The organism is Desulfosporosinus acidiphilus SJ4 (assembly GCF_000255115.2).
GTDB classification, from domain to species: Bacteria; Bacillota; Desulfitobacteriia; order Desulfitobacteriales; family Desulfitobacteriaceae; genus Desulfosporosinus; species Desulfosporosinus acidiphilus.
The window spans coordinates 3608391-3627624 of record NC_018068.1 but is presented as its reverse complement, the minus strand read 5'-3'; the positions used below and the strand labels follow the sequence as shown (position 1 = coordinate 3627624).

18 protein-coding genes are annotated in these 19234 nt (G+C 44.2%); 17 read left to right on the top strand and 1 reads right to left on the bottom strand.

Annotated features, from left to right (window positions below; all coding sequences use genetic code 11):
* Positions 1-15 precede the first annotated feature (15 nt).
* The 16 genes from secD to trxA all read left to right on the top strand — a co-directional run bounded on the left by secD (position 16) and on the right by trxA (position 16792).
* Positions 16-1260, top strand: a complete 1245-nt coding sequence (secD, locus tag DESACI_RS16590; RefSeq protein ID WP_014828357.1) for a protein translocase subunit SecD — start codon at positions 16-18, stop codon at positions 1258-1260.
* Entirely contained in the window at positions 1260-2204 is a 945-nt protein-coding gene (secF, locus tag DESACI_RS16585) for a protein translocase subunit SecF (RefSeq protein WP_014828356.1), read from the top strand. Before secD ends, secF begins: the two co-directional genes overlap by 1 nt.
* Positions 2205-2499: 295 nt before the next feature.
* On the top strand, positions 2500-3372 hold the full coding sequence (locus DESACI_RS16580; RefSeq protein WP_014828355.1) for a polysaccharide deacetylase family protein: 873 nt from the start codon (positions 2500-2502) through the stop codon (positions 3370-3372).
* Between the two features lie 263 nt (positions 3373-3635).
* Positions 3636-3761: a hypothetical protein gene (locus DESACI_RS25570; RefSeq protein WP_014828354.1), complete on the top strand. Its 126-nt coding sequence runs from the start codon at positions 3636-3638 to the stop codon at positions 3759-3761.
* Between the two features lie 35 nt (positions 3762-3796).
* Entirely contained in the window at positions 3797-3931 is a 135-nt protein-coding gene (locus DESACI_RS25565; RefSeq protein WP_014828353.1) for a hypothetical protein, read from the top strand.
* A gap of 459 nt (positions 3932-4390) precedes the next feature.
* Complete coding sequence (locus tag DESACI_RS16565) at positions 4391-4843, top strand: hypothetical protein (RefSeq protein ID WP_014828350.1); 453 nt, start codon at positions 4391-4393, stop codon at positions 4841-4843.
* A 346-nt stretch (positions 4844-5189) separates the two neighbouring features.
* Positions 5190-6161 carry a cation diffusion facilitator family transporter gene (locus DESACI_RS16560; RefSeq protein WP_014828349.1) on the top strand — a complete coding sequence of 324 codons (972 nt, stop codon included), beginning with the start codon at positions 5190-5192 and terminating at the stop codon, positions 6159-6161.
* A gap of 80 nt (positions 6162-6241) precedes the next feature.
* Positions 6242-8665, top strand: a complete 2424-nt coding sequence (gene recJ / locus DESACI_RS16555) for a single-stranded-DNA-specific exonuclease RecJ (protein WP_014828348.1) — start codon at positions 6242-6244, stop codon at positions 8663-8665.
* A gap of 15 nt (positions 8666-8680) precedes the next feature.
* Positions 8681-9199, top strand: coding sequence for an adenine phosphoribosyltransferase (locus DESACI_RS16550; protein WP_014828347.1), 519 nt, complete (start codon positions 8681-8683; stop codon positions 9197-9199).
* A gap of 36 nt (positions 9200-9235) precedes the next feature.
* Positions 9236-11455: a RelA/SpoT family protein gene (locus DESACI_RS16545; protein ID WP_014828346.1), complete on the top strand. Its 2220-nt coding sequence runs from the start codon at positions 9236-9238 to the stop codon at positions 11453-11455.
* A 1-nt stretch (position 11456) separates the two neighbouring features.
* Positions 11457-11906, top strand: a complete 450-nt coding sequence (dtd, locus tag DESACI_RS16540) for a D-aminoacyl-tRNA deacylase (RefSeq protein WP_014828345.1) — start codon at positions 11457-11459, stop codon at positions 11904-11906.
* A gap of 15 nt (positions 11907-11921) precedes the next feature.
* On the top strand, positions 11922-12542 hold the full coding sequence (locus DESACI_RS16535) for an MBL fold metallo-hydrolase (RefSeq protein WP_014828344.1): 621 nt from the start codon (positions 11922-11924) through the stop codon (positions 12540-12542).
* A 402-nt stretch (positions 12543-12944) separates the two neighbouring features.
* A complete protein-coding gene (hisS, locus tag DESACI_RS16530) occupies positions 12945-14216 on the top strand; it encodes a histidine--tRNA ligase (protein WP_014828343.1) in 1272 nt (423 codons plus the stop codon).
* A 3-nt stretch (positions 14217-14219) separates the two neighbouring features.
* The gene (gene aspS / locus DESACI_RS16525; RefSeq protein WP_014828342.1) at positions 14220-15989 is read left to right on the top strand and encodes an aspartate--tRNA ligase; all 1770 of its coding nucleotides are present in this window, start codon (positions 14220-14222) and stop codon (positions 15987-15989) included.
* A 152-nt stretch (positions 15990-16141) separates the two neighbouring features.
* On the top strand, positions 16142-16423 hold the full coding sequence (locus DESACI_RS16520) for a metal-sensitive transcriptional regulator (protein WP_014828341.1): 282 nt from the start codon (positions 16142-16144) through the stop codon (positions 16421-16423).
* Positions 16424-16456: 33 nt separating this feature from the next.
* A complete protein-coding gene (gene trxA / locus DESACI_RS16515) occupies positions 16457-16792 on the top strand; it encodes a thioredoxin (RefSeq protein ID WP_014828340.1) in 336 nt (111 codons plus the stop codon).
* Between the two features lie 424 nt (positions 16793-17216).
* Here the strand turns inward: trxA and DESACI_RS16510 are convergent, their stop codons facing one another.
* Entirely contained in the window at positions 17217-18500 is a 1284-nt protein-coding gene (locus tag DESACI_RS16510; protein WP_014828339.1) for a replication-associated recombination protein A, read from the bottom strand.
* Between the two features lie 262 nt (positions 18501-18762).
* On the opposite strand from DESACI_RS16510, the gene DESACI_RS16505 reads away from it, so the two are divergent.
* Positions 18763-19215 carry an RrF2 family transcriptional regulator gene (locus tag DESACI_RS16505; RefSeq protein WP_014828338.1) on the top strand — a complete coding sequence of 151 codons (453 nt, stop codon included), beginning with the start codon at positions 18763-18765 and terminating at the stop codon, positions 19213-19215.
* Positions 19216-19234 lie beyond the last annotated feature (19 nt).

Sequence of the window (19234 nt, the reverse complement as noted above, 5' to 3'; positions counted from 1 at the left end):
AAGGGAGGAAAGCAGATGAAACGGGGAAACATCATCAAACTCGTAACGCTGGTGCTTGTTGTAGCGGCAGCAGTGGCGCTATCGATAAAACCTCTTGTGGATCCCGCCAAGGGTATCCCATTGGGACTTGACCTGCGCGGTGGAGTTCACTTGGTTTTACAAGCCCAGCCCAATAAAAGTGGGGCACCAATTACTAATGATGATATGGATAAGGCAAAGGCGATTATCTCTAAACGGGTTAACGACCTAGGGGTATCCGAACCGATTATCCAAACAGATTACAACAATAAACGTATAGTCCTGGACTTAGCGGGGGTTTCCGATCCCGATCAGGCAGTTAACGTCCTGAAAACTACGGCTCAGCTAACCTTTAAAGATCCTAAAGGTAACGTGGTTTTACAGGGGGCTGAACTTACCGATGCTAAAGCGGGTCAGGACCAAAGTACCACGGGTGCTGGAGGGTATGTAGTTAATTTAACCTTCTCATCGGACGGTGCCAAAAAATTCGCTGATTTAACGACAAAATATATCGGTCAAAGGATCGGAATTTATCTCGATGACAAGTTATTAACGAATCCAACTGTTAACGTTCCGATTACCAATGGACAGGCTGAAATTACCGGTTATGCAACTCTTCAAGCCGCTGCCAATGATGCAGTTTTGATGCGTTCAGGTTCTTTGCCTGTCAGCATGTCGATTACTGAAAAACATCAGGTAGGAGCTTCCTTGGGGATTGACTCTCTACATAAAAGTATTCAGGCAGGGATTTATGGTTTAATCTTTATTTTCTTATTTATGCTTGTCTTTTATCGTTTGCCGGGAGTTGTCGCTGATTTCTCATTAGTTGTCTATGGCCTCATTGTATTATGGGTTTTCTGGATGTTCCGAGTGGTACTTACTCTTCCGGGAATAGCCGGATTCATCCTTTCTATAGGGATGGCAGTGGATTTCAATATTATTATTTACGAAAGAATCAAAGAAGAAGTTCGAGCCGGAAAATCCTTGCGAGCAGGTGTTGAATCAGGTTTTAGCCGTGCCTTTATCACAGTTATTGATGCTCACGTTACAACGTTGATAGCTGCTTTAACTTTATATTATTTTGGTACGGGGACCATTAAAGGATTTGCCTTGACTTTGGGAGTTGGTATTGTTGCCAGTTTGTTTACAGCACTTACCTTTACACGTTTAGTCTTACGTTTAATTGTAGGGATAAGCGCAAAATTAAATACGGCATGGTTTGGCATTAGGAGGGATGTATAATGGAAAAAGGACATCCGGCAACTTATGAAGAAGTTCAAAAAATACATCCGCTCTATTTTAATATCGTTAAAAAACGTTATTGGTGGTTTGCCCTTTCGCTGTTAGTTATTATCCCGGGAATCATTTCCCTCTTTATTCACGGGCTAAATTTGGGCATTGATTTCAAGGGCGGAACGATGATTGAAGCAAACTTTACTAAAGCTGTGACTCAAAGTGCAGTAACCGATACTATGAAATCTGTCGGACTGAGCGGTGAAGTTCAATTATCTAATGGAAATAAATCAGTTCTGATTAGAACAGAAGCCCTTCAACAAGAGAAGCAAACTCAATTAATGACGGCTTTGCAGAAGAAGGTAGCGGATTATGATAAAAAGACGTTGCAAGTAGATGAGGTTGGACCGGCCATGGGACAAGAACTTACCCGCAATGCCTTTTGGTCCTTACTTATTGCCATGGGTTTAATGATAGCCTATATCTCTTTCAGATTTCAGTTTGTTTTTGCCATCTCAGGGATTATTGCCTTGCTGCATGATGTTTTAGTAGTTGTCGGTCTGTTTTCTCTGTTCCAATGGCAAATCGATTCTACGTTCGTGGCAGCAGTCCTAACCATTTTCGGATATTCCATTAATGATACGGTGGTTATCTTCGACCGGATTCGTGAAAACGAGACAAGAATGAGACGCGGCGACAGCTATGAGGATATGGTTGATAAGTCCGTATGGCAAACAATGCGTCGTTCCGTTAATACGGTTGTAACCGTCTTAATTGCCTTGTTCTCAGTATTTATTTTAGGTGGAGAATCAACGAAAGTCTTTTCGCTTGCTATGCTTATCGGGGTATTCAGTGGAGCGTATTCCTCCATATTTAATGCCAGTCAAATTCTCGTAGAAATTAAAACTCGTATGAAAAAGCCAACAAAAGGCGGTAAAGCTGTTCGTGCCTAATTAGATCCTTTAAAGAGCGGGGTTGTGTAAAAACTTAACTCAGAAAACCAAAAGCGGGGCAAAATACCCAAAGGCGTTGTCATTTCACTACTATAGTGGAGTGACAACGCCTTTCTTTATCAATGCAACCTGGCAGTCGTCTGCCTCTGGGGCTAAACACCTGCGAAAAGAATTTCTGTAAGGATGATAATACATGCGAAGACAATATCTTCGTGGGCGTCAGCCAAGGTTTCTTCAGAGATTGACAGGTTTTTAAAAGCAAGGAATATATGGTAAAATATAGGATGAATGTAAGGTGGTGACTGAAGATAAGATGTTGGCGAAAATCATTAAGCTGACGATGTTAATAAGCCTGACCCTTGTTCTTGCCGGCTGCACCTATCAAAGGTCAATATCTAACAACCAGAAAGTGCAAGTGCCTGCTTCTCCGACTCTTAATTCTGACATAAAACCATCACATAATTTGCCCTCAACTTCAAATGATACGAATGCTGAGAAGTTTCCCCCCGAGGTACCTGTTCTTTATTATCATTCCATTATGCAAGAGGCAAACAATGAAATACGAATGCCGCCAGAGCAATTTGAAGAGCAAATTGCCTATTTATCCAGTCATGGGTATCATTCCATCACCCCTACTCAATTATATGAATCCATATATCATAATGGGGTGCTGCCCCAGAAGCCTTTTCTCTTAACGTTTGATGATGGATATGCCGATAATTATCAAACAGCGTTTCCAATTCTAAAAAAATACGGTTATGTGGCAACTGTTTTTATGATATCGGGATGTATTGGCGAAAAGGGTTTTTTAACATGGCCGCAGCTCAAAGAGCTGTCTGCAAATGGCTGGGACATCTCGGACCATACGCAAAATCATTCCTATTTGACTAAATTGGCCCCTTCGCCTCTTTTAAGCGAACTGATAAATTCTAAGAATACTTTAGAAAAGGGTTTAGGCCGTTCTGTGGACTATTTTGCTTATCCTTATGGAGATTTTAATGATAAAGTTGTTCAAGCTGTGAAAAAGGCTGGGTTTCGCATGGCTTTTACAACCCTTCGGGGATGGGCTGATTCTCATAGAGATGCTTATCATGTTCATAGGGTATTTTGTTATTCGAATATGGGAATGAAGGAGTTTATCCGGCGTATTCAACATCCTAATTATTAAACGATAGAAATACTCTTTGCCGTAAGGCGGTGAGTATTTTTTTGTAGTAGAACGGACCTCTCTGCCACAAAGCGGTACCTTTTCTGCAGTATAAGGAGCTAACTTCTGCTGCCCGGGATCGGCTGGAAGAGACTGTATCCAACCGGGTTTAAAAAAACCATTATGGACGAATAAGGATTTAGAGTAAAATATTAACATTTTTGAACCTCTAACATAAATTAAAGTGAGCCCGAAAATAATGTTTCAAATAGGAGGTAATTGATATGGCTTTCGGAGCAGGTCCTGTTAACGGTGTTGATGGAGTAGTTTGCACACCCAATTTCTTGCCAGGAATTGCTGTTGTAGTAGTGATTATTCTTCTCTTAATCGCAATGGGTATCGTATTTTAATAATTTTCTTCGAATGGAATTAGGAGGTTAAAGTTATGTACGGATATGGTGTAGGATACGGAGCCGGATGTTGTGCGCCTGTTGCCCCAGTGGGAGTAGGCCGTGGAGTTGGAGTAGGAATTATCGCAATCGCAATTCTTATTCTTATCGCACTGGGTGTTATATTCTAAATCAACCTTTAGGGGATAGATAAACTATAGATTTTAAGGAGGAAATTTCGATGGCTTTCGGAGCAGCTGGAGTAGGTTGTGGAACAGGTGTTGGTTTTGGTGCAGGAATTGGAATCGTTGTTGTGATCATTCTTTTGCTTATCGCTTTAGGTATTGTATTCTAAGTAAACTAGTTCGGGGGTGATTTAATGTACGGATATGGTTTTGGCAGCTGTGTAGGGGTTGGAATTATCGCTATAGCTGTGTTGATCTTAATTGCTTTAGGAGTCATCTTCTAAGATTTAGATAGATAAGGATCACAATAATTAACCGAGAAAAGGGGGTAACGCAGCCGTTACCCCCTTTCGCTATGTGCCGCAAAAGTGTGTCAAAAGGACCATCCCCCTTACACGCTTTTCCTCTGGATTAGATTGGATATTATTGGGCCATAATAACATTAAAGAAAATCGGGGGCGAGAGTTGTTGGGATTTTTACAATTAGTGGCATTTGAAATATTGCTCCTAGTTTCCGGAGGAGTAATTTTCTTTGGAGGGATAAGAGGAACCATAGCTGCTATGGCAGTCCTTTCGATATTAAATTGGGGATTTCATTCCTTAGGGCCACAATTTTGGCATTGGGAAATCCCTTTATTTATTGGTGGTGCTTTTGGCATCCTCTCACAGTTTGTTCTGGGGAAAATTGCCGGCAAAACCCATATTGTCAGCGGCTTAGTTGGAGGATTGGTTGGACTAATTTTTTTTGGAGCATTTATGACCCCTGTGGCGGCAATTATTTTATGGATTCTTGTGATCGGAATGGGCCTAATCCCAAAGAACAGCAATAGAAATTTACTATGGAGTTTTGCTCCCGCGATTTTTCGCATAATCCTTTGTATCGGGGGAATTATCTTTGGAAATATTATGACACTCTAGAAAATCCAATAAAAATCTTGCTATAAGTTGCACAATTTGATATCTTTGTCATATACTGAAATTGTCAGGCATTTGCTGGGCCCAAAATTTGGGGCAGCGGAGAAATCCGTGGGACTTCTTTTGATAAAGAAGTCCCATTTTTATAGTGTCAGAATACTGGGCGGCCGCCGGCGAAGATGATAAGCGGACGAGCTTATCGCCACACTGCAACTCTTTACGCATATTCCTGCAGTATGGTTGGTTGAGTGTCTCTGAAACCAAACAAGTGCGATACTCTCACTGGAGATCTATGGGGATGGAGAGAAGAGATCGATGGCGAGGGTTCTTTAAAGGGGGGAGATTATAATTGAATGAAAAAACTCAAGTGGCGAGTTTATCGGTTGCTTCAAATACGTTTTTAACGCTGGCGAAAGTTGTAATTGGCTTGCTAGGTGGTTCCATAAGTATTTTGTCCGACGGGATTCATTCGGGAATTGATCTGATTGCGGCACTTATTGCACTTTTTGCCGTGAAGCAATCTGAGAAACCTGCCGATTCCGATCATGCTTATGGACATGGAAAAATTGAAAATGTTTCAGGTACGATTGAGGCTGTTTTAATTTTTGTGGCTGCAATTATGATTATTGTTGAAGCAGTGCAGAAAGCCTCAGACATTTTAGCGGGCAGCGATACTGCTGTTGAAAATTTAGAAATAGGTCTTTTGATTATGGGTTCCTCAGCACTCATCAATTTTTATGTATCTTCCAAGTTAATGAAAGTAGCTAAACAAACCGATTCGATCGCCTTGGAAGCGGATTCTCTCCATTTGCGAACGGATGTGTACACCTCATTGGGTGTTTTCTGCGGCCTGTTATTGATTAAAATAACGGGCTGGCTGATCTTGGATCCTATTGTGGCAATTGGAGTTGCGCTTTTGATTATTAAAGCTTCCTTTGCTTTGACGCGAGAAGCATTTGCCCCGCTCGTGGATGTCAGCTTGCCGGAGCAAGAGCTGGAGATCATAAACGAAGTGCTGAAGCTTCATGAAGACGAATTTGTGGAGTTTCACAAATTAAGAACTCGAAGGGCTGGGTCAGAAAGACATGTCGATTTGCATTTAGTGGTTGCTAAATATACTCCCGTAGTTGAGGTTCATGACTTGTGTGATCGCATAGAAGCTGAAATCAATCAGAAACTTCAGGGAACTCATATACTTATTCATGTCGAGCCATGCAATAGCCTTGGAGCGGAATGTCCTGTTGAGGATGGTGGAAATCTTAGATGTGAGAGTTGTCAGAGGTCAAAAGACCAAGTCCATAGTTTGGACAGCAGAGAATAAGGATTACTGAGAGATCATATTTCGACAATGGTTGCTGTAGTTTTTCTTCTAGCTTATAATGATAGTCTAGGGGGTATACTGTGAAACGTATTTGGGCACTGCAATCAACGCCGGAACAAATCTCTAAAGGAATCAGCGAATCTCTTGGTATCTCTACCATCGTTTCAGATATTCTTGTGCAAAGGAAGCTTCGGGAACCTAAGGAAGTTATTGAATTTTTGCATCCAACGGTCTTAAGCTTAGCTTCGCCTTTTTGCTTCCAACCTATGGAACGGGTTATTCAACGACTGACCTTAGCCTTGGAAAAGCAAGAAAAGGTTCTGGTCTACGGAGACTACGATGTCGATGGTGTAACCAGTACTGCTTTATTATATAAGGTACTGACTGATCTTGGCTTTCAAGCTGTAGCCTATATTCCTCACCGGCAAGACGAGGGATACGGGCTGAATGAAGAGGCAGTCAGACGAGCCGCGAAGGCAAATGTTAAAGTGATTATTACCGTTGACTGTGGAGTAACGGCTGTTTCCGAGACGGCCATTGCTCGTGAACTGGGTATTGACATCATTATTACCGATCATCATGAACCGCCTGAGCTTTTGCCGGAAGCTTTTGCCCTATTAAATCCTAAAATTGGCGGTTCGGGGTATCCCTTTCGAGATCTGGCCGGTGTGGGTGTGGCCTTTAAATTAGCCCAAGCACTTATTCAGTCTTTAGGGAATGGCAGCAGTGATTTCCAGATAGAAATTAATTTGCTCGATCTGGTGGCCCTGGGGACCATTGCTGATTTAGTTCCATTGGTCGGAGAAAATCGGGTTTTGGTTGATTATGGTCTTCGGCAGATGGAAAAAACTTGCCACCCAGGCTTCGATGCTCTCCTTGAAGAATGCGGTCTCAAGAACAAACCTCTTAAGGCCGGCCAAATCGGATTTATGGTGGCACCAAGAATCAATGCAGCGGGCCGTATGGATAGTGCACGAGAGGGTTTAGAACTACTCATCACCGAAGATTCAGCCAGAGCCGTAGAACTGGCGCGTTTGCTGACGAAGGAAAATCGTTCAAGGCAGGATACGGAACAGGAAATTTTAGCAGAAGCGATTTCCCTAATCGAGCAGGGTCCTCTGCCCAGAGTCATTGTTCTTTCTGCAAACCACTGGCATCATGGGGTTATCGGGATTGTAGCTTCTCGCTTAGTGGAACGTTATTATCGTCCGGTGTTTATGATTTCGGAAGAAGGAAATGAAGCCAAAGGGTCGGCTCGAGGAGTTCCGGGTTATCCGGTGTTGGAACAATTAAAAACACAGGATAGTTTTTTAATAAAGTATGGGGGCCATACCGCTGCTGCTGGGTTTTCCCTTCTTACAGAAAATATCCCGCGGCTGAGGGAAGGACTTAATCAGCAAGCAGAGGCCTTTGAGGAATCACTATTTCAAGAAATTTTAACGATCGATCGCAAGATTTCCATGGAAGAAGTGACCGCAGGATTGCTTCATGAACTTGAACAATTGGGGCCTTTTGGTTTCGGCAATTCCGGTCCGACCCTGGCGATTCAAGGGATTCCAATGTATTCCTTGAATGCTGTGGGCAAAGAAAGGAACCATTTAAAATTTCAGTTTGGAACTCATGGTGAACTTGAGGGGATTGCTTTTCGAATCGGTGACCGGTTAAAGGAACTCGTAAATACCTCAAGGCTGGATACGGCCTTTAGTTTAGACTGGAATACATTTCAGGGTAAAGATAAAGTTCAATTGATGATTAAAGATATACAACCACAAGCGGACTGGATCAGCAAAGATGATAAGAACAATAAGGTTTGGCAAGAAATTGCTGTGGCCCAGGAAGGTTATGAGATTGTCTGGTTAAACGGGCATCAATTATTTCCTAACCAGTGGGATTCAGAAGATAAAAAAAGAATTTGGGTTTGGGATACGACGCAAAATGAGTTGCGATTACAACCTTGGGATGATACGTTGTTTAGAGACTATTTCCGATCTGAGGCAATGAATCCTCCAAGTCCTCATCCAGGCGGATTTAGACAGACTGAGGGTTTGGGCTTAATCCTTGGACTGCCGCTCTCCGAAGATGATTTTGAGGCAGGAATAGAAAAATTTGCAGGTTTGGGGATCTCTCAGTTAGCCTTGCTTGGCAGCCGAGAAGTTCAAGAGGAGAAGATTCGTAAACAATGCAATTATTTAACCCGTGAGGAACTTATTCAAGTTTATCGTGAACTTAGGAATTTAGCGTCTGAACGATCACCCTTTGAGGTTCGGCTTACCTCTGAAAAAGAGCAGGATTGGAGGACAGCTCTGAAGGTCTTTGAGGAATTAGGACTTGTCCGCTGTCTTGGCGGATGCGCGAAAGTTTCCCTGGAGTTGGTACCGGTGGAAGGTAAATTAGAGCTTGAAGCTTCAGTTCGTTATCGCTACAGTAAACGGCGGTATGAACAAGCTTTAAATTTTCAAAAAACACTTTTAAAAACTATTACAATATGGGGAGAGAAACTATAGAAGGGCGGCAAGATCATGAAGTTTAATGAACATATTCGCGTCATCGCTGATTTTCCCAAGGAAGGTATTTCGTATAAAGATATTACGACACTTCTGAAAAACGGAGACGTTTATCGTGCGGCAGTCAATGAAATGGTAGAAAAAATTAAGCCTTGGAAACCTGAGGTTATTGTTGGACCAGAAGCCCGGGGATTTTTATTAGGTGCTCCCGTGGCCTATGCTTTGGGGATTGGCTTCGTACCGGTTCGCAAGCCTGGAAAGCTGCCGGCTCGGACCATCAGTGAAACCTATGCCTTAGAGTATGGTTCAGATACTTTAGAGGTTCACGCAGATGCCATTCATTCCGGTGAACGAATTGTGGTTGTCGATGATTTACTCGCTACCGGCGGGACGATGGCAGCGACAGCAAACTTAATGAGAAAAATTGGGGCAGACGTTGTCGGAATGGGCTTTCTCATTGAACTGACATTTTTAAAGGGGCGCGAAAAACTCGTTGATTATCCTGTTTTTTCTTTGGTAGAATACGAAAAATAATCTTTGCTTCTTAGATCGGATGAGAGGAGTTCTCCAATGTCCTTCGCAGAATTATGGATAAAACTGCAAAATACGACTCCCCAAGCACGCCTGGAGATTGTGGACAAGGCCTATCGATTTGCTGAAAAAGCACACCGCAATCAGCTTCGCAATTCAGGAGAGGATTATATTCTTCATCCGCTGGAAGTCGCACAGATTCTGGCTGATTTGGAAATGGACGAGGCAACCATTGCGGCAGCCTTGCTTCACGATGTTGTGGAAGATACTGAGTATACCATTGCAGATATTGAAAGAGAATTTGGCCCAGAAATCGCCTTGCTAGTCGATGGCGTAACAAAGCTTGGCAGAATTGCCTATAAAAGCAAGGTTGAACAACAGGTTGAAAATCTGCGCAAAATGTTTTTGGCCATGGCCAAAGATATCCGTGTAATATTGATTAAACTTGCCGATCGCTTGCATAATATGCGCACTTTGAAATATCATTCCGTAGAAAAGCAAAAAGAAATTGCTCAGGAAACATTGGAAATATTTGCTCCTTTGGCGAACCGCTTGGGGATTTTTCGGATTAAATGGGAGTTGGAGGATTTATCGTTTCGTTACCTTAAACCTCAGGAATATTACGATTTGGTAGAAGGAATTGCTTTAAAACGCCGAGAGCGGGAAGCCTATATAAATGAGGTCATTGTTCAAATGCGCAAACGTTTGAACGAGGTGGAAATTTATGCCGATATTGCTGGACGCCCAAAACACTTTTACAGCATTTATCGAAAAATGACCACTCAGCATAAGGAATTAAGTGAAATCTACGATCTTATGGCCATTCGAGTGATCGTAGAAACTGTCAATGATTGTTATGGTGCTTTAGGGATTATTCACACGCTCTGGAAACCGATTCCGGGCCGTTTTAAAGATTATATTGCCATGCCTAAGCCTAATATGTATCAGTCCCTTCATACAACCTTAATCGGCGAGCATGGAGAGCCTTTTGAAATTCAGATTCGTACCTGTGAAATGCATCGAACCTCTGAGTATGGAATTGCTGCCCACTGGAAATATAAAGAAGCAAGCAGCAAGGAACCTGCCGGTGGCGGCGGAGGCAGGTCGGCGGCCAGTGTCAATTTTGAGCAGAAGCTGTCCTGGCTGAGGCAACTTTTGGAATGGCAGCATGAATCGAGAGATGCCGGGGAATTCATGGAGTCCTTAAAGATTGACTTGTTCGCCGATACGGTGTTTGTCTTTACCCCGAAAGGGGATGTTGTGGAATTACCGGCTGATTCTTGTCCGGTGGATTTCGCCTATCGTGTGCATACCGATGTGGGACATCGCTGTGTCGGAGCAAAACTTAACGGTCGGATAGTACCTCTGGACACAAAGCTGGCCAACGGGGATATTATTGAAATTCTCACATCGAAACAAGGCGGTGCCCCAAGCCGGGATTGGCTTGCTTTTGTCAAGACCTCCCAGGCAAAGAACAGAATTCGCCAGTGGTTCAAGAAGGAGCAGCGTGAAGATAATATTATCCGTGGCAAAGAAAGTCTAGAGAGAGAAGTTCGCAAGCTCGGTTTAGATCCAACGTCTGTCTTGAAGCATGAGAGCCTTATGGCCATAGGGAAGAGTCAAAACTTGGTCGGCATCGATGACTTATATGCATCGATTGGAGATGGGGTACTGACTCCCAATAAAGTACTGATGCGTTTGCGTGAAGACCTGACTAAAGAAGAACGAGAAAAGATGCAATTAGCAGCTCTTCAGCAAAGTGAAGGAAAAACTCCCGCTCAGAATCATTATGGGAAGGCTTCCCAGGGTGTAAGAGTCAAAGGCGTGGACAATGTCTTAGTGCGTTTTTCCCGTTGCTGTAATCCCTTGCCCGGTGATGCGATTATCGGTTATATAACCAGGGGACGCGGGGTTTCGATTCACCGTAAAGACTGTACTAATATCTTGAATCATTCTCAAGATGAGCAGGAGCGGGTGGTAGAGGTTGTTTGGGCTGATGAAGTGGATTCTACCTATCCGGTAGACATTAAGATCCATGGCATAGATAGGCCGCGACTGGTCACAGAAGTTATGAACACGGTCTTAGACACAAGAACTCATATCCTGGGAATTAACGCTAAGGTAGGAAAAGATGATGCGGCTCACATTCAATTGCGGGTGGAGATTCGCAATCTTGAACAATTAAAAATGGTCATGCACAAAATTCGCAAGATCAAAGACATCACGGATGTCGAGCGGATTTACTCAGGAGGAAAATAACATGCGCAGTGTTGTTCAGCGTGTTAAACGCGCTTCGGTTAAAGTAAAGGGTGAAACAGTGGGGGAAATTTCTGCCGGGCTCTTGGTGCTCTTAGGAGTGGGCCTGAAGGATGGTGAATCCGATATTGCGTGGATGGTAGATAAACTTGGCGGTCTGCGGATATTTGAAGATAAGGCAGGAAAAATGAATTGTTCCCTCCAAGATTCTGGGGGAGAAATTTTGCTGGTTTCCCAGTTCACCCTCTACGGAGATTGCCGGAGCGGGAAACGGCCAAGCTTTACGGCAGCGTCGCCGCCGGACAGGGCGAGGGTTCTCTTTGAGCAGACGGCAGAAGGGCTTCGCAGCAAGGGCTTCATTGTTAAAACCGGTATATTTCAAGCGGAAATGGACGTAGAACTGATTAATGATGGGCCGGTGACTATTCTCTTAGACAGTGAGAAAACGTTCTAGAGGGAGGTTAAGTCAATGATTGAAGGACAGGCAGTGGGGCCCATGGGGGCAAATTGCTATCTCTATGCCTGTATGGATAGCAAGAAAGCCGTACTCATTGACCCGGGGGCTGATGGGAAAAGGATTTACAGATGGGTGCAAGAGAAAGGTCTCCAAGTTGACTATATTTTGCTGACCCATGGGCATGTTGATCACATTGGAGCGGTGGATGAACTTAGAAATTTATTAGGAACAGTCCGAGTCGGCATTCATGCAGGAGATGCGGAAATGTTAACGGACGGCAAAAAAAATCTCTCCAGCTATTTCGGTCCGGGAGTCGTCCTTAAGAGCGCTGATTTCCTCTTGGAGGACGGACAGGAAATCGCTGTGGGCAAGGAACATTTGAAGGTCATTCATACCCCCGGTCATTCCCCGGGAGGAGTATGTTTCTGGAGTCCGGAAGGATTATTCAGCGGCGATACTCTCTTTGCCGGTTCAATCGGACGAACAGATTTTCCGGGAGGCTCCATGGAATTGCTTCTTGGCGGGATTAAAGAGAAGCTTTTTATTCTGCCTGATAATACAAGAGTTCTGCCCGGTCACGGGGAAGAGACAAGTATCGGAGAGGAAAAACGAGATAATCCTTTTTTGTTGTAACATTCTGAAAAGTGTTGCATAACAGGCTGTTTTTCGTTCCATTGACAAATAGCAATTATTTGTTAAAATAATGGATAAACTATTATGTACATGTTAAATGTTAAAGTATTAGCTATTCACGAAAACCATCTGGAAGCTTCTGTGTATAACTTTCTACAGGGAGGGCTAGCATGACTGGAACTAGCCTGAGAGATACGCAGCGGGACAGCCAAATGGGAGTAGCTGACACTGCGGCTGGTCTCGTTAACGACTAAAAAGTGGGCGGATGAATTCCGTCAATAAGGGTGGCACCACGAGAAGTTCTCGTCCCTTGCGCAAAGCAAGGAACGAGGACTTTTTTTAAACTATCGGAAAGTATAACCTTTAGTTGTATTTTCTTTAATAACAGAAGGAGGCAGAACTATGGCAATTCAACGACCCAAAGGTACGCAGGATTTGTTGCCGGGGACCATTGAACAGTGGCACTATCTCGAAGAAACGATTCGCAGAGTTTGTCGAGACTATGGATATGAAGAAATTCGGACGCCAATCTTTGAGGCGACAGAACTTTTTCAGCGAGGGGTAGGACAAACCACCGATATTGTCAAGAAAGAAATGTATACCTTTTTAGACAAAGGTGATCGGTCCATGACCTTACGACCGGAAGGAACGGCTTCTGTTTGCCGTGCCTATGTTGAGGACAAACTCTATGGACAGCCTCTGCCTGTTAAGTTGTATTACCAAGGGCCGATGTTCCGTTATGAACGCCCTCAAAGCGGACGATTTCGTCAATTTCATCAATTTGGAGTGGAGGTCTTAGGGGCTGATCAACCCCTAGTAGATGCCGAGGTCATTTGTTTGGTTTGGGATTTATATCAGAGGCTCGGACTGTCTGGCTTGGAAGTGCATCTTAATTCGGTAGGATGTCCGACTTGCCGGGCCGCTCATCGGGAGCAATTGCATAAGTTCTTGGAGGAACGTAAGTCCGAGTTGTGTCAGGACTGCCAGGAACGTTATGAACGAAATCCTCTGCGGATTTTAGATTGCAAAAACCCTCACTGTCAGGCAGTAACTGAAGGAGCGCCGACGACGTTAGACACCCTTTGTGATGGCTGCCGTTCGCACTTTGATAACGTGCTCAGCCTCTTATCCGGTGCGGGAGTATCCTATAAAGTCAATCCCCGCTTGGTTAGAGGTCTGGATTACTATACTAAAACAGCTTTTGAAGTCATGGTGGAGGAAATCGGAGCTCAGAGCGCCATCTGCGGAGGCGGGCGTTATGACGGCCTTGTGGAAGAAATCGGGGGTCCTGCCACTCCGGGCATTGGCTTTGCCATGGGGTTAGAGCGGGTTTTAGCTGCCCTGCAAGTTCAGGGTAAATTTCCCGAGGCTAAGCCTAAACTTTTTGCCATGCTGGTTGCTTTGGGAGATAAAGCTCAAAATGAAGGATTTGCCCTTATGAATGCTTTACGGGGGAAGGGCATCCCTGTCCAGATGGATCTTCTGGGCCGCAGCTTAAAAGCGCAGATGAAAGCTGCCGATCGGGAGGGCGCTGAGTTTGCCCTTATTCTCGGAGAAGAGGAGTTGGAGCGACAGGTTCTTCTCTTAAGAGATTTAACATCGGGCGAACAGACCGAAGTTCCTTTGCCTAAAGCCATTGAAGTAGTTTATTCGAAGTACCAGAGAGGAGTTTAAGTAATGACAGTATTTTCAGAACGCGTTCCCAATGGAGAGTTAGATTTAGACCGCGTGGGCGAAGAGGTACGCCTGTTAGGATGGGTTCAGCGCCGCCGTGACCATGGGGGCTTGATATTTGTTGATCTTCGGGATCGCTCAGGTCTTGTGCAAGTCGTTTTTGACCCCGAAAAAATGAAAGAAAGTTTTAGTTTAGCGGAAAGTCTCCGCTCAGAATATGTTGTCTCGATTTTAGGACAAGTCATTGCCCGCCCTGAAGGGATGGTCAATCCCAATTTAGCCACCGGAAAAATTGAAGTCCTGGCAGTTCAGCTGGAAATTTTAAACGGAGCTAAAACACCGCCTTTTTATCTTGTTGATCAGGTTGATGTGGATGAAACCGTGCGATTGAAATATCGTTACCTTGATTTGCGCCGGCCGGAAATGCAAGCTGTATTTAAAACAAGGCACAAAGTAACCCAAGTCATGCGCAATTTTTTTGACAGCCAGGGTTTTTATGAAATTGAAACACCGATGCTTGTTAATTCTTCACCTGAAGGGGCCAGAGATTATCTTGTTCCCAGCCGCGTTCACCCGGGAGAATTTTATGCCTTGCCTCAGTCTCCGCAACAATTCAAGCAATTGCTGATGGTTGGGGGATTGGAAAAATACTTCCAAATCGTCCGTTGTTTCCGGGATGAAGATCTTAGAGCAGACCGGCAGCCGGAATTTACTCAGCTTGATGTTGAGATGTCTTTTGTAGAAGTAGAAGATATTCTTGCTATGATGGAGCAGCTGATGGTTAGAATCTTCTCGGAAACCATCGGCAATTCCATCACAGTGCCTTTCCCGCGCCTAACCTATAAAGAAGCGATGGACCGCTATGGTTCGGATAAACCGGATACGCGCTTTGGCATGGAACTCATTGATGTGGGAGAAATCGTTGGAAAGTCGGGGTTCAAGGTATTTGCCAATGTAGTGGCCAATGGCGGAAGCGTAAAATGCCTTTGTGCCAAAGGGTGCGCGGGAATGCCCAGGCGTGAAATAGATGATCTGGGAAAATTCGTCGGTGCATACCGGGCGAAGGGCTTAGCCTGGATTGTCTTTTCCGAGGAAGGAATCAAATCTCCTATCACGAAATTCTTCACGGAAGAAGAAATGCAAGCCTTGATCGATATTACAAAGGCGGAAACCGGAGATATTTTATTCTTTGTTGCCGATAAGTACTCCGTTGTTTGTGATGCTTTGGGACATCTGCGCTTAGAACTTGCTAAACGAATGAATCTTATCCCTGAGGATATGTTTAATTTCTTATGGGTCACGGAATTTCCTCTTTTGGAGTATGATGAGGAAGAAAAACGGTATGTCGCTATTCACCATCCGTTTACTGCGCCCATGGATGAAGATCTGCCGATTTTAGAGACAGAACCGCTCAAGGTACGGGCTAAAGCTTATGATATGGTTCTCAACGGTACCGAACTTGGCGGCGGGAGTATTCGGATTCATCGCCGGGGAGTTCAAGAGCAGCTATTCAGGCTGTTAGGATTATCCGAGGAGGAATCAGTCGCTCAATTTGGACATCTGCTGGAAGCCTTTGAATTTGGAACACCTCCTCATGGCGGGATTGCCTTTGGACTTGATCGTATGATCATGCTCCTCACTGGAAAAGATAACATTAGAGATGTTATTGCCTTCCCGAAAACACAAAGTGCCTCGGATCTAATGGTTCATGCACCGTCACCTGTAGCGGAGAAGCAATTGAAGGAGCTTAGTATTAAAATAGTTTTAAAATAGTTTTAAAATAGTACTTACACCTAGAGAATCATTGCCTGCAAATTATCCGGCATAATACTCTTGAATTTTTCGGGGAACTATTTGACATAACCGTGATGCTTAGATATAATAGCATTGTAGCTACCCCCTTAGGGTATCGGAGGAAATACGGTATGATAAATTCAACGACTTATGCAGAATCAAAAGAAGATCTCCTGCGCAGACTTAAAAAAATTGAAGGTCAAGTTAAGGGAATCCAGCGTATGGTTGAGAGCGACAAGTACTGTGTCGACGTGCTGATCCAAGTCGCGGCAGTGCGTGCTGCCCTTAACAAAGTCGGTACCATTGTTTTTGAACATCATTCTCGCGGATGTATGCGTAACGCTGTTGAAAGCAATGATCAGGAAGGTGCTATTGAAGAACTAATCGGGGTGCTCAGCAAATTTATTAAGTAACTAATTTAAATTAATTTAAATGGGGGGATTATCATGGCAGGTGCAAATGTAAAAACCTTTACGACAGCAAATTTTGACTCGGAAGTATTAAAGTCTGACAAACCGGTCTTAGTAGATTTTTGGGCTCCATGGTGCAGTCCGTGCCGAATGGTAGCACCGGTGGTTGAAGAGTTGGCAGATTCTTATGTTGGTAAAATGGTCATCGGGAAACTCGATGTTGATGAGAATGGACCTATTGCCGGCCAATATGGAGTTATGAGCATTCCTACCCTTGCGATCTTTAAAGGCGGCAGGTTGGTAGAAAAAATCGTAGGATTCCGCGGAAAACCCGACCTCGTGAAAATGATTGAAGCTCAACTCAAATTCTAAAACAAATCAAGAATAGACACAGACGAGTCTGTAAAATAAGTTCTTAGACGACCAGGTTGTTGAAAAACAGCCAAAGAGAGACCGCTGAAAATCCTAAGATTTCGGCGGTCTCTCTTTATAAATATGATCAAGCAGGACTACTTTAGGTTTTATACTTTTCTCTAGCTTAAGTGAGACTAACCTGACATCGGCCGAGACGATGAGCAAGGTGGATAGAGGCCATCCTTCAGCACAATAGCATTTGTTATTGACTAGGCGCTTTCGGCGAAACTGTCCAACAGGATACTTTCGTCACCGAAGCTCTGATGTTCAGCTTTAGCGGAACGAGTTCACTCCCCATACTCCCGCAGCGTGCAATTGGCCGAGTGTCTCTGAAGATACTCTCCACGGGAGGCTCTTGGGATGGTGTGAAGAGCCCCCTTTTTTAATCTTTCGAAGGTTCTTTTCCCATACCTGAGGGAGTGTAAAAAACTTGTCCCTGGATCTGGGAAGGAAGGTAACTTTGCTTTACCCAGTGATTGGGATAGTTATGAGGATAGAGATATCCTTGACCATTGCCTAATTTATCGGCACCTGGGTAGTTGCTGCTTCGCAGGTGGAGGGGAACCTCCCCTGTGGGATGCTTTTTTACATAGGCAAGAGCGTTGTCGATGCCTTCCACAGTGCTATTGCTTTTAGGTGCGGTTGCAATGGCTAAGACCGCCTGGGCCATCGGGATTCTTGCCTCTGGCATCCCAACCCATTCCAAGGCATTGGCGGCGGCCTGCGCCTGAAGCATAACCAGGGGATCGGCAAGGCCGACATCCTCTGAAGCATGAACGATAATTCGGCGCATAATAAAACGAGGGTCTTCGCCTGCTTCCAGCAAAACAGCGAGCCAATAGAGAGCGGCATCGGGGTCCGAACCACGCATACTTTTAATAAATGCGGAAATGATGTCATAATGGTTATCCCCGGATTTGTCGAAACGCAGTGCTCTTTGCTGAATTGATTCTTCAGCTATTTCCAAAGAAATATGACGAATTCCCTCCGCTGCAGGAGTGGTCATCACGGCCAACTCCAAGGCATTCAGGGCTCTGCGCAAATCACCGTTGGCATAATTTAACCAATGCTCCCAGGCTTGGGGTGATATTTCAACTTTATACCTGCCTAAGCCGCGCTCCGCGTCATTTAAAGCCTTTTCCAGGCCGAGACGAACTTCTGCGGAAGTAAGCAGTTCCAAATGAAACAATGTTGAGCGGCTGAGAAGTGCTGAATTTAACTCAAAAAAGGGGTTTTCGGTAGTTGCTCCAATGAAGGTAATGGTTCCATTTTCCACAGAGGGCAAGAGGGCATCTTGCTGACTTTTATTAAAGCGATGAACTTCATCGCAGAAGACTAAGGTCCGTTTTCCATAGAGGTGAAGATCTTCGCCGGCCTGTGATGTTATTTCGCGGAGTTCTTTAACACCTGAGGTAACAGCATTAATCCGCACAAAGTGCGAGGTGGTTTGGGAGGCAATTACTTGAGCTAAGCTGGTCTTGCCTGTACCGGACGGGCCGTAGAGAATCAAGGAAGAAATGCGGTCTGCTTCAATAGCGCGGCGGAGAAGTTTCCCCGGACCAAGGATGTGGCGCTGTCCAATATATTCATCGAGGGTTCTAGGGCGCATTCTTTCTGCGAGAGGCGCAACTTGATGTTGATCAAAGGTTGCTGAGAATAAATTCATTGGTTGAACGGTCCTTTCTAGGTACTATTAGAACGTTAAACTTGCATTATACACTTTCTTAGCATAAGTATTACTTAAATTATAGCACATGGTTTTCCAAGGCTTAAGGAGATTTTTACTATATCCTTAAGCTTATATGACCCCTGCTAAAAACAATAGTAAAAGAGTTGGATATAGCCTTGACAAATCCCGACTGTTTTAATAAGATATAGTTGAAAAAAGGTTATAGAACATTTAATCTTTCTTGGAAAGAGGTGAGGGTGTGAAACTCTCAACCAAAGGTCGATATGGTGTCAGGGCTATGTTCGATTTAGCCCAGCATATGGGAGATGGTCCCGTATCTTTAAAAAGCATTGCGGAAAGGCAAGGAATTTCTGAACATTACCTTGAGCAACTTATTGCGGGATTGCGTAAAGCCGGACTGGTGAAAAGCGTTCGAGGAGCGCAAGGGGGGTACTTATTAGGGAGAGAACCCGACAAAATAAAAGTCGGTGATATAATACGTGTTTTAGAAGGCCCTATTGCTCCCACAGAATGTGTTTCCGAGGAAGATCCGGAATGTTGTACTAAGGCGGAATATTGCATTACCCGGACGATTTGGGAGAAAGTTCGAAACTCGATAGCAGACGTTTTAGATTCAATCACGCTGGAAACAATGCTGGAAGATGCTCGAAAGCTTGAAACTGAACGCAGCTTGTATATGTACTATATTTGACCATTTAGCAGCAATAAAT